Consider the following 11,773-nt stretch of genomic DNA (forward strand, 5'->3'; position numbering starts at 1 on the left):
GTCAGCTCACCTCCTCGGCGAGACGTTCCTTGCTGGCGCCCGCGAGCGCGGCCGCCATGAGCCCGGCGGCGGCGATGAGCACGGCCATGCAGATCGCCACGACGACCCCGGCGTTCCACCCCTGGTCGTCGCCGACCCGGATGGTGGCCAGGAGCAGCAGCCATCCCAGCGACAGCGGGATCAGGATCTTCCACCCGAGGCTCATCAGCTGGTCGTAGCGGAACCGGGGCACGGTGGCGCGGGCCCACACCGCGGCGAACAGGAACACGAGCACCTTGAGGAAGAACCACACGATCGGCAGCACCGGGTGCAAGAAGCCGGGGCCGAAGACCGGGCCGGTCGGGCCGCCGAGGAAGAGGGTGGCCATGATCGCCGACATGGTGATGAGGTTCATGTACTCGGCCAGGTAGAAGTGACCGAACCGGATCGAGCTGTACTCGGTGTGGAAGCCGCCGACCAGCTCCTGTTCGGCTTCGACCAGATCGAACGGTGCCCGGTTCAGCTCGGCGGTGGCGGCGATGAGGAAGATGACGAAGGGCACGACGCCGGTGAGCAGCAGGTTCCAGCTCGGGACGAACCCGAAGAACCCCTCGCCGGCCTGGTTGGCGACGATGTCGTGGGTGGACAGGCTGCCCGTGACGATGATGACCGAGACCAGCGACAGGCCCAGCGCGGCCTCGTAGGAGATGGCCTGGGCACTGGCCCGGACCGAGCCGAGCAGCGGGTACTTCGACCCCGATGACCACCCGGCCAGCATCATGCCGTACACGCCGATCGACGACATGGCCAGCAGCACGAGGATCCCGATCGGCGGGTCGGCGAGCTGCAGATAGGTGTCGCGACCGAACCAGCTGACCACGCCGCCCTGGTCCTGGAAGTCGCCACCGAGGGGCACGATCCCGAACGCGACGAAGGCGGGAACGAGGGCGAGGAACGGGGCGAGAGCGAAGACCCAGCGGTCTGAACGGTCGGGGATGAGGTCTTCTTTGAAGATGAGCTTGATGCCGTCGGCAAGGGTCTGCAGCAGGCCCCACGGACCGGCCTGGTTGGGACCGACCCGGTTCTGGAGGTCGCCGATCACCTTGCGCTCGAACCAGATCATCAACACGACCGCGAGGATCATGACCGTGAAGACCACGAGGGCCTTGACCGCGACGATGAGGACCTCCTCGAGCCCGACACCGGAGCTGAGCAGCGGATCACCCCACATCAGGGCACCTCGATCCGCACGTCGATGGATGCACTCGTGACGTCGAGCAGGTCGGTGATGCGGGCGCCCTGGTTGATCAGCACGACTGCCCGACCACGGGGCACCGACGAATCGGTGTCGAGGGGCAGGACCACCGCACCCGACGGCGACGTCAGCCTGACCTCGTCGCCTGCGGGCACACCGACCTTCTCGAAGTCGACGGGGTGCAGCACCACGCGCGCGCCGGGCCCGAGCTCGGCCAGCGACGGCGAGTTGGCCAGCAGCGTTCCCTGGTCGTAGAGCTTGCGGCGGGTCACGAGACGCAGAGCGTAGGCGTCGACGGGTCCGGGCTCGCCCACCGATTCGGGGGCGACGAAGCTCATCGGCTTGGGCCGTCCGGCCACCGTCGCCGCCGAGGGGTCCCCGGATGCTTCGTCGGCTGTGGGGTCGGTGTCGTCGTCGGGATCGGTGGACTCGTCTTCGACGTCGGCGGCCACCTCCTCGACCGCGTCGGCGGCGGTCTCGGCGGGGTCGACCGCGTCGTCGGTGGCGGGTGCGTCGGTGGGTGCGTCGGGATCGGCCGGTGGCTGGTCGGGGTCGGCGGCGGTCTCGTCGTCGCTCGCACCCGCACCGACCGCTTCGGTGCTGCGGCTCAGGGTGACCGACGACTCTGCCGGGGGCGCGAGCACGCCGTCGGCGTTGGCGGGCTGGGCCAGCACCGACCCGGTGAGGCCCGCGTGCGCGGGCGAGAGGCGCTCGATCTCGGACCAGATGTCGTCGACCGACTCGAAGCCGAGGTCGGTGCCCAACCGATCGGCGAGCTCGACGGCGATGGTCCAGTCGGAGCGGGCGGTTCCGGGCGGGGTCACCCGCTTGGCCACCCGGCTGACCCGCCCCTCGAGGTTGGTGGTGGTGCCGTCGCACTCGGCGAACCCGGCGACCGGGAGCACGACGTCGGCCTTGGCGACCGACTCGGTGACGAAGCGGTCGAGGGCGATGACGGTGCGGGCGCCGGCCAGGGCACGCGCGGCCAGGTCGGCGTCGGGGAAGTCGACGATGGGGTCGGCTCCCAGCAGCACCAGGGTGTCGATGTGGCCGTCGGCGGCCGCAGTGAGAATGCCGGTGGCGTCGAAACCGGGTCCGGCCGGCACGCCCGACCAGTGCTGGGCGTACCAGTCGCGACCCTCGTCGAGGGCGACGCGGCCGGGCAGCAGGCCGGGGGCCATGCCCATGTCGAGCGCGCCGAACACGTTGCTGCGCCGCAACGCAGGCAGGAAGCGGGCCTCGGGCAGTGCGTCGTGGAGCACGGCGGCAGCGTCGACGGTGAGGTCGGCGGACTCGGCCAGCGAGCCCCGGCCGAGCACGATCGTGAGCGGATCGCCGTGGCGCAACAGATCGGCCACCGCGGCGAGATCGGCAGGGTCGACCCCGCCGACGGCCTTGGCGGTGTCGCCGTCGAGGATCGCCCGCACCACCGCGGCGGTGTGCCCCGGCGTGGGGTGGATCGATGCTGTGGTGTGACGGGTGAGCCCGGTGTCGGTGGGCGTGATCTCGACCAGGGTGGCGTCGTCGAACACCGCGGCGTGGCGAAGCCGCAGGTAGAGCACCGGCAGCTCTTCTTTGAGGTCGGGGCCGAGGATCAGGACGGTGCCGCCCTTGCTGGCAGCCTGGTCGATGGTGGCACGGGGCATGCCGAGCACGACCTCGGCCGGGAGGCCGTCTCCGAGCTGGGCGTCGACGTGGTCGGTGCCGAGCACGCCCTTGGCGAACTTGGTCCAGGCGTAGGCGTCCTCGTTGGTGAGACGAGAACCGCCGAGCACCGCGATCGAACCGGCACCCGCACCGTCGAGCGACCGGCGCAGCACGTCGGTGGTGGTGCCGAGCGCTTCGGCCCAGGTCGCAGGGGCGAGCTCGCCGGCGTCGCCACGCACCAGCGGGGCGGAGAGTCGGTCGTCGTGGTGGACGTTCTCGAAGTTGAAGCGCCCGGCGTCGCACAGCCAGCCCCAGTTGACCGGGTCGGCGTCGACGCCGTTGTAGCGGAGCACCCGGTTGCGGGACGTGTCGATGTTGATGCGACACCCGACCGAACAGCTCTGACAGGTGGATTCGGCCTGTTCGAGGTCCCAGGGTCGGGCCTTGAACCGGTACGGGGTGGCCGTGAGCGCCCCCACGGGACAGATCTGGACGGTGTTGCCCGAGAAGTACGAGGCGAACGGTTCGTCGGGGAAGGTGTTGACCTGGGTCTCGTTGGCGCGATCGACGAAGTGGATGAGCGGGTCGCCCGCCACCTCGTCGGCGAAGCGGGTGCAGCGGTCGCAGAGGATGCAACGTTCGCGGTCGAGGTAGACGAGGTCGCTGATCGGGATGGGCTTCTCGAAGTTGCGCTTCTGCTCGACGAAGCGGCTCTCACCCGGCCCGTGTGAATACGCCTGGTCCTGCAGCGGGCACTCGCCGCCCTTGTCGCACACCGGGCAGTCGAGCGGGTGGTTGATGAGCAGGTGCTCGAGCACACCTTCCTGGACCTGCTTGGACAGCTCGGATTCGGTGTCGACGGCCATGTTGTCGGACACGGTGAGCATGCACGACGGCTGCAGCTGCATGCCCCGACCGGTGTCGACCTCGATGATGCACTGACGGCACTTGCCGACCGGGGTCATGCGCGGGTGGTAGCAGAACCGGGGGATGTAGACGCCGTGGCGCTCGCAGGCGTCGATCAGCTGCTCGCCGAGGCGAGCCCTGACCTCCTTGCCGTTGATCGTGAGCGACACCGTCTCCTCGGCGGCTCGGCGCGACACGTCGGTCATGAGCCACCTCCGGCGGGGTTGGATGCGACGGTGACCGGGATGGGCCGGGGACCGTCGCCGTTGGCGGCCACCCTGGCCTCGAACTCCTCGGGGAACAGGGTGAGCGCGGAGTTCACCGGCACGTAGGCGGAGGGGCCGATGGGACAGATCGTGGTCATCTTGTAGGGGAAGGGGTTGGCGTCGAGCCCGAGGCGCTCGGACGAGGCGTGGGGGAAGGCGCCGGGGGCGATCGTCGATCCCGCCTCGACCAGCATCTGCAGGTCGCGACGGGTGCCGTGACCGTCGACGATGCGGCGGAGGATGTTCTCGAGCCAGGTCGCGCCCTCGCGACAGGGGGTGCACTGGCCGCAGGACTCGTGGGCGTAGAAGCGGCAGAGGGTGAGCGCGGCGGCGGGGACGTCGGTCGTGTCGTCCATGACCATGATCGCCCCCGAGCCCAGCATCGACCCGGCGGCGCCGACGGGCTTGGCTTCGAAGGGGAGGTCGAGCTGGTCCTCGGTGAACCACGGGGCGGATCCACCGCCGGGGACGAAGGCCTTCAGGTCGTTCCCGTCGCGGATGCCGCCCGCGAAGTCGTCGCCGAAGATGACGTCGCGGAAGGTGGTGGTGCCGTTGACGATCTCGAACACCCCGGGCCGGGCGACGTGGCCGGAGACGGCGAGCATGCGGGTGCCGGGCGAGGTCTCGGAGCCGATGGCGGTGTAGGCCTCGATCCCGTTGCGCATCAACCACGGCAGGTTCGACAGCGTCTCGACGTTGTTGACGATGGTGGGCTTGCCGTAGAGGCCGATGGCGGCCGGGAAGTACGGCGGCTTGAGGCGGGGTTCGCCGCGGCCTCCCTCGAGGCTCTCGATGAGGGCGGTCTCCTCGCCGACGACGTAGGCACCGGCTCCCCAGTGCAGGACGACGTCGACCGAGAAGTCGGTGCCGAGGATGTTGGTGCCGACGTAGCCGGCGGCGTAGGCCTCGTTGAGCGCGGTGGCGACCCGCTCCTGGGCGAGGGGCATCTCGCCCCGGATGTAGAGGAACACCTGGGACAGGCCCATGGCGTAGGCGCAGATGAGGCTGCCCTCGATGAGCTGGTGCGGGTCGCGCTCCATGAGGAGGCGGTCCTTGTAGGTGCCCGGCTCGGACTCGTCGCCGTTGACGACGAGGTACCGGGGCGTGACCCCGTCGGGCATGAGGCCCCACTTGATGCCGGCGGGGAACCCGGCGCCGCCACGGCCGAGCACGGTGGCACCGCGGACGTCGTCGTGGACCTCGTTGGGCGCCTTGGCCACCGCGGCCTTGAGGCCCTCGTAGCCGCTGGTGGCCTCGTAGCGGGCCAGGGTGAACGAGTCCTCGTAACCGAAGCGCTCGGTGACGACCTGGGGACGGTCGCCGGCCACGAAGCCGACCGCCCACGGATAGGTGGTGCCGGTGGTGGTCATGAGGATGCCTCCTCGGGGGCGGGCATCCACAGCGGTTCACCGTCGACGTCTTCGGGGGCGACGGGGCGCACCCACCGGTCGGCGGGGATCTGCTGGCGGACCCGGGCGAGGCTGCCGTGGGGCGGGATCTCGTCGGCGAGGGTTCCGGCTCGCAGGTCGGCGATGAGCTGGTCGAGCTCGTCGGGGGTGACCCGGTAGCGGAACCGGTAGTTGACCTGCAGGCAGGGAGCTTCGGTGCAGGCGGCCTGGCACTCGGCCTGTTCGAGGGTGATCAGGCCGTCGTCGGTGGTGCCGCCGACCCGGACGCCGAGGGTCTCCTCGGCCCGGTCGATCAGTTCGCCCGCTCCGAGCAGCGCGCACGACATCGTGCCGCAGATGTTGACCACGTAGCGCCCCACCGGATGGAACTTGAACATCTCGTAGAAGGTGGCCGTGCCATAGACCTGGGCGGGGGTGACATCGACCAGCTCGGCGATGTGGACCATGGCGTCCTCGGTGACGTAGCCGTTCTGCTCCTGGGACAGGTGCAGCAGGGGGATGAGCGCCGACCGCTTGCGCGGATAGCGGGAGATGATCTGGTTGGCGAGCGCGACGTTGGCGTCGGTGAGACGAGCCATCAGCGGTCGACCTCGCCGAGGATGGGGTCGACCGAGGAGATGTTGGCCACCGCGTCGGCGATGAGGCCCCCCTGCATCAGGTGGGGAAGGGTCTGGAGGTTCACGAACGACGGTCCTCTGATGTGCATGCGCATGGGTTGGGCCGAGCCATCGGACACGATGTAGCACCCGAGCTCGCCTCGTGGCGATTCGACGGCGGCATAGACCTCGCCCTCGGGGACCTTGAAGCCCTCGGTGAAGATCTTGAAGTGGTGGATGAGCGCTTCCATCGACTCGTCGATGCGGGCCCGCGGCGGCGGGGTGACCTTCTTGTCCTGCACGCGGTAGTCGCCGGTGGGCATCGCCTCGAGGATCTGGGCGACGATGCGGAGCGATTCGCGGATCTCGTGCAGGCGGATGGCATAACGGTCGAAGCAGTCACCGTAGGTGCCGACGATGACGTCGAAGTCGACCTGGTCGTAGGCGAGGTACGGCTCGTCGCGGCGCAGGTCCCAGGCGTAGCCGGTGGAGCGCAGCAGCGGTCCGGTGGTGCCGAGCGCGAGCGCCTCGTCGCTGGTGATCACGCCGACGCCCTGGAGGCGGTTGCGCCAGATCGGCTGGCCGGTGAGCAACACGTCGTACTCGTCGAGGCGGGGCGGGATCATGTCGAGCAGACGCAGGACGTCGTCGCGCCAGCCATCGGGAAGATCGGCAGCGACACCGCCGGGTCGGATGTAGTTGTGGTTCATCCGCAGTCCGGTGACCTTCTCGAAGAACCGCAGGACCTCTTCGCGCTCGCGCCACCCGTAGAGCATCATCGAGACCGCGCCGAGGTCCATGCCGTTGGTGGCCATGAACAGCAGGTGCGACGACACGCGGTTGAGCTCACACATGAGCATGCGGATCCAGGTGGCCCGCTCGGGGACCTCGATGCCGAGCAGCTTCTCGGTGGCGAGCGAGAACACCAGCTCGTTGAACAGCGGCGAGGCGTAGTCCATGCGGGTGGTGTTGGTGGGCCCCTGCAGGTAGGTGAGGTCCTCGCCGGTCTTCTCCATGCCGGTGTGCAGGTAGCCGATGACCGGCTTGGTGCGCAGCACCGTCTCGCCTTGGAGCTCGACCATGAGCCGCAGCACGCCGTGGGTGCTGGGGTGCTGGGGACCCATGTTGAGGATCATGGTGTCCTCGCCCGAGCCGCCGGCGTCCTCGAAGGCGCGGGCCTCGGCCTCGGACATGCGCAGGTAGGCGCCTTGGTCCCACATGCGTGAGATGGCGCGGGCGCGTGACGCGACCCTGGCCTCGACCTGGTCGGCGGCGGGGTCTGGCGCGGTCTCGGAGGTGTCTGGGGTGGGTTCGGTGGTGGTCATGGGCTCGTCGGTGGTCAGCGCTGCGCGGGTGCGCCCTTGAACTGGACCGGGATGCGACCCTGGTCGTAGTCGCGGCGCAGGGGGTGGCCTTCCCAGGTCTCGGGCATCAGGATGCGGGAGGGATCGGGGTGCCCGTCGAAGGTGATGCCGAACATGTCGGAGACCTCGCGCTCGAGCGCCTCGGTCCCCGGGTGCAGCTCGAAGAGCGAGTCGATCGTGGGGTCGTCGGCGGGCACCTGCACCCGGATGCGGACGCGTTGGCGCTCGAAGTGGTTGATGAGTCCGACCACGATCTCGAACCGTTCGGGTTCGGTGCCCTCGGGGAGATCGGCGCGGCCGGGATGGCCGAGGTAGTCGGCGGCGGTGAGGTCGACGCACTGCAGGTAGCCCTCGTCGACCAGGGTCCGGACCAGGTCGAGGTACTGCTCGCGGGAGGGGTGCAGGACCGTCTCGCCGCGGGGGCGGGTGACCGCAGCCCCGTGGAGCTGTTCGGGCTGGGGGGTCTCGGTCTCCTCGTGCTCGGTTTCACGAGCGTCGTCGGTCTCGTCGACCGGTGCATCGTCGGCCATCGGTCAGACCTTCTCGGTGGGGGCGATCGGGACGGTGACCATCGAGTCGGTGGTCTGGCCGTCGCGCTGTTCGACGGTGATCTCGGCGCCGGCTCCGCTGCCGGCCCGGCGGCGGAGCAGCTCGCCGGTCTCGATGTTGTGGTGCAGGGTCAAGATGGCGTGCATGAGGGTCTGGGGGCCGGGTGGACACCCGGGTGCGTAGACGTCGACCGGCACCACCTGGTCGACACCCTGGACGATGGCGTAGTTGTTGAACATGCCGCCGCTCGACGCGCAGACCCCCATGGAGATGACCCACTTGGGTTCCATCATCTGGTCGTAGATCTGGCGCAGCACCGGGGCCATCTTCTGGGACACACGGCCGGCGACGATCATGACGTCGGCCTGCCGTGGCGATGCCCGGAAGACCTCCATGCCGTAGCGGGCGAGGTCGTAGTGCGGCCCCCCGGTGGCCATCATCTCGATCGCGCAGCAGGCCAGGCCGAACTGGGCGGGCCACGAGCTGCGGGCGCGGGACCAGCGCACGACGTCTTCGAGCTTGCCGGTGATGAAGTTGTGCTCGAGCCCACCGAAGCCCTCGGTGAGGAAGCCGCCCGCCTTGGGCATCAGACCACCTCCTGCTCGCGTCCGTCGAGTCCTACCCTACGGATCGTGTTGCCGGCGGTGCGACCCGGGTCGACGACCTCGCTCTGGCGGTCGCGCTGGGACGGACCCCAATCGAGCGCGCCCTTGCTCAACAGGTAGACGAACGACTCGAACACGGCGAAGGCGAAGATGGCGACGGCCACCAGACCGAACAGACCGAGCTCACGGAACATGGTGGCGAAGGGGTACAAGAAGATGATCTCGATGTCGAAGATCACGAAGATCATGGCGATCAGGTAGAACCGCACCGGGAAGCGCTCGGGGGTGTCGCGCTGGGGCACGATCCCGCTCTCGTAGGGGGAGGTCTTGATCGAGTCGGGACGCGGCGGGTTGACCAGCCGCGACATGGCGACGTTGATCAGACCGAACAACACCGCCAGCGCGGCGATGACCACGAGCGGGAGGTACTGCCCCACTACGCCGAAACCTCCGCCGACTCGGCTCGGGCCCGGTTCTCGGCCTCGAGCTTGTCGCGCCGGTGCAGCGCGTTGGCGAGGATGCCGAACAGGACGAAGGAGAAGAACGTGAACGCGGCCGGGGTGAAGCGCAGGTTGCCGAGGTCGCGGATGAGGACCAGCGCGACCATGGGTGCGTCCTCGTCGGGCTGGGGGATCGGGGGCGGTTCACCGGGCACCGGCGGGCCGGGATCGATGGTCTCTTGCACGAACACCACCGCGTAGTGCGGGGGATGGGTGAGCTGCAAGGTGGTGGCGATGCGGTTGGTGACCCGGTCGATCGTGGCGTCGTTGTCGGGTTCGGGCTTGCCACCGGTCTCGTACATCTCGTGGATGAAGATGCGGTCCTGGCTGTCGAACGGCGGCGGCGAGCCTTGCTGGGTCAACGCCTCGAGGGTGGTCGCCTGCAACTCGCCGAAGTCGGGGGTGCCCTCTTCGATGGGCTCCCACTCCGACAGGGCCGGGTCGTCGGCGACCACGTCGGTCTCGGCGGCGGCGAGATCCTCGAAGTTGACCTCGAGCGGGCTCCACTGAGGCTCCTCGCCGACCCAGCCGATGCCGTAGGCGGTCCAGACGATGCCCATGATCCCGCACCACCCGAACAGCCCGGTGAGGGCGAGGAGCAGGCCGGTGCGGGCACCGTTGTTGGTCGCGAGCAGCAGATAGACCGAACCGCACAGCACGGTGAAGCCGATGAGCACCGCGAGCGCGCCGCGGATCTCGGGCTCCCAGGAGATCGCCGCGAAGGTGAGATCGAACAGTTCGGTCACTTACAGCCCCCGCTCGTACTCGATGACGGCCTGGATCTGCTCTTCGGTGAGCATCTGCCCGAAGCCGGGCATCCTGCCCGACCCCTGGCCGCCGACGCCGTAGCCGACGCCGTCCTCTGACCCGGAGAACACGAACTCGTAGTGGTTCTCCTCGGAGGGGAACCGGCTCAGGGTGGCTCCATCGCGCAGCGAGAACCCGACGGTGCCGCCACCTCCGGGTTCGAGGGGCTCACCGTAGGCCCAGCCCTGGGTGTGGCACCGGCCGCAGCTGTAGGCGCCACCGGCGAAGCCGCTGTTGAGACCCAGGTTGAACACCGCCTCACCGACGCTGTCGAACTCGCCCTCGTCGATCGAGCGTTCGATCTCGGCGGTGGCCGCGGCCTTCGCCTCCTCCTCGTCGACGGCGACGAAGTAGAGGTAGTCGATCAGGTTGTCGATCTGCTGGCTGGTGAGCGCACCACCGCCCGGCGCGCCGAACGCCTGCATGGGCGTGCCCGGACGTCCGTAGTTGAGGACGTACTCGATCTCTTCGCGGCTGTACCGCAGCGTGACGGTGTCGAGGGCCGGTGCCTTCCACGGGACCTGGGCCACGAAGTCGCCGGCCGAGTCCAACAGGATGTGATCACGGAACCCACCCTGGACACCGCCGTGGCAGTCGCCGCAGCCGTACTGGAGGAAGAGCCCCTCGCCGCGACCGGCGAAGATCCCCATGTCGTCGGGATCGTCGGGGTCGCCCTCGTAGGCGATCTCGGCGCCGGTCTGACGACCGGGCTCGGCCAGCCAGTACAGGGGCAGACCGACCGCGATGATGGCGATGAGGACCAGTGCCAGCCCGAGGACGCGGTCGAGGACCCTGCCTTCGAGCTCGGCGTCGTCGTAGTAGGGCTTTCGGTTGGGTGCCAGTTCGAGCTCGGCACCGAGCTCGGGGCGAGCCTTGCGGGTGTTGAACCAGAACGCCGCCACCCCGGCGATGGTCAGGAGCGCGACGATGACCATGCCGATGGTGCGTTGGGTGCTCGCCAGGACCGATAGGTCGGCCAACGATGCCGCGACGGGATCGATCACGTTCGAGGTCTCCATGGATCAGTGACCCGCCGCATCGGAGACGCAGTTGGGACCCTCGGCCTCCTGGCCGGTGGTGTTGGTTCCCTTGGGCGGACCGGGGATGATGGTTCCGGTGTCGACGATGAAGTTGTTGCGGTCGTCGACCTCCATGACGAAGCGATCCATGCCCCGAGGGGCGGGACCGGCCTTGTACTCGCCCACCCGGTTGTACTGCGACCCGTGGCAGCCGCACTCGAACCACTGCGAGGGAACGCACTCGGGCACTCGGCACCCCAGGTGGGGACAGGTCTGCCACAGAGCGATGAGCCCCGCCTGCATCCCGGCCAGCTCGGGGGCGCTGTAGACCTGCTCAGCCTGGGGGACGGCCTCGGAGGGGTACTCGGTGACCCACATGCGACCCTCGGGCACGTAGAAGAAGCCGCTGCCGTCGCGGACGTTCTGCTTGACCTCGTCGACGTTGCCCAGGTTGATCGACGCGCCGAAGCCCTCGGTCTCGCCCGGCCAGAGGAAGGTGACCACCGCCGTGCCGAAGCCGGTGATGCCGAGCCCCATGAAGGCGACGATGCTGCGGTTGAAGAACTGGCGGCGGCTGACTCCGACCAGTTCGGGGTCGGGCGGGGTCCACTCGACCGGCGCGGCGGGCTCGGCCGGCTCGATCTCCTTCGACGGCTCCTGCTTGGCCGCGGCCTCGTAGCTGCGGCCGCCTTCGGGCGTCTGGTCCTCGAGCGGCGCCGGCTTCTTGCGGTCTCGCGCACGGGTCTCGCGCGACAGCTCGCCCACGGCGAGGTCGGTGTCGCGGCGGCGGGCCGACGCGATGACGCCGACACCGGCCAGCACGACCAGCGCAACGATGGCGATGACGATGACGGGACTCATCGCAATCCTC

At 69.1% G+C, this 11,773-nt stretch carries 11 protein-coding genes; all 11 read right to left on the reverse strand.

Features of this window, described 5'->3' with window-relative positions; genetic code table 11:
* Nucleotide 1: 1 nt before the first annotated feature.
* From nuoH to U5K29_12280, 11 genes are read right to left on the reverse strand one after another with little or no spacing between them, the layout of a single operon-like run.
* On the reverse strand, nt 2-1,210 hold the full coding sequence (gene nuoH / locus U5K29_12230) for an NADH-quinone oxidoreductase subunit NuoH (protein ID MDZ7679305.1): 1,209 nt from the start codon (nt 1,208-1,210) through the stop codon (nt 2-4).
* Nucleotides 1,210-3,993 carry an NADH-quinone oxidoreductase subunit NuoG gene (gene nuoG, locus U5K29_12235; GenBank protein ID MDZ7679306.1) on the reverse strand — a complete coding sequence of 928 codons (2,784 nt, stop codon included), beginning with the start codon at nt 3,991-3,993 and terminating at the stop codon, nt 1,210-1,212. Before nuoG ends, nuoH begins: the two co-directional genes overlap by 1 nt.
* The gene (locus tag U5K29_12240; protein MDZ7679307.1) at nt 3,990-5,423 is read right to left on the reverse strand and encodes an NADH-ubiquinone oxidoreductase-F iron-sulfur binding region domain-containing protein; all 1,434 of its coding nucleotides are present in this window, start codon (nt 5,421-5,423) and stop codon (nt 3,990-3,992) included. The genes nuoG and U5K29_12240 overlap by 4 nt, the downstream gene beginning before the upstream one ends.
* Complete coding sequence (locus U5K29_12245) at nt 5,420-6,040, reverse strand: NAD(P)H-dependent oxidoreductase subunit E (GenBank protein ID MDZ7679308.1); 621 nt, start codon at nt 6,038-6,040, stop codon at nt 5,420-5,422. The genes U5K29_12240 and U5K29_12245 overlap by 4 nt, the downstream gene beginning before the upstream one ends.
* Complete coding sequence (locus tag U5K29_12250) at nt 6,040-7,383, reverse strand: NADH-quinone oxidoreductase subunit D (protein MDZ7679309.1); 1,344 nt, start codon at nt 7,381-7,383, stop codon at nt 6,040-6,042. The genes U5K29_12245 and U5K29_12250 overlap by 1 nt, the downstream gene beginning before the upstream one ends.
* Before the next feature lie 14 nt (nt 7,384-7,397).
* Nucleotides 7,398-7,952, reverse strand: a complete 555-nt coding sequence (locus U5K29_12255) for an NADH-quinone oxidoreductase subunit C (GenBank protein MDZ7679310.1) — start codon at nt 7,950-7,952, stop codon at nt 7,398-7,400.
* 3 nt (nt 7,953-7,955) lie between these two features.
* The gene (locus U5K29_12260) at nt 7,956-8,558 is read right to left on the reverse strand and encodes an NADH-quinone oxidoreductase subunit B family protein (protein ID MDZ7679311.1); all 603 of its coding nucleotides are present in this window, start codon (nt 8,556-8,558) and stop codon (nt 7,956-7,958) included.
* Complete coding sequence (ndhC, locus tag U5K29_12265) at nt 8,558-9,013, reverse strand: NADH-quinone oxidoreductase subunit A (protein MDZ7679312.1); 456 nt, start codon at nt 9,011-9,013, stop codon at nt 8,558-8,560. Before ndhC ends, U5K29_12260 begins: the two co-directional genes overlap by 1 nt.
* Nucleotides 9,013-9,822, reverse strand: coding sequence for a hypothetical protein (locus tag U5K29_12270; GenBank protein MDZ7679313.1), 810 nt, complete (start codon nt 9,820-9,822; stop codon nt 9,013-9,015). Before U5K29_12270 ends, ndhC begins: the two co-directional genes overlap by 1 nt.
* Nucleotides 9,823-10,887 (reverse strand): c-type cytochrome, encoded by a 1,065-nt coding sequence (locus tag U5K29_12275; GenBank protein ID MDZ7679314.1) that lies wholly within the window; start codon nt 10,885-10,887, stop codon nt 9,823-9,825.
* An 18-nt stretch (nt 10,888-10,905) separates the two neighbouring features.
* The gene (locus U5K29_12280) at nt 10,906-11,763 is read right to left on the reverse strand and encodes a Rieske 2Fe-2S domain-containing protein (GenBank protein ID MDZ7679315.1); all 858 of its coding nucleotides are present in this window, start codon (nt 11,761-11,763) and stop codon (nt 10,906-10,908) included.
* Nucleotides 11,764-11,773 lie beyond the last annotated feature (10 nt).

It is taken from the genome of Acidimicrobiales bacterium (genome assembly GCA_034521975.1).
Taxonomy (GTDB): Bacteria; Actinomycetota; Acidimicrobiia; order Acidimicrobiales; family SKKL01; genus SKKL01.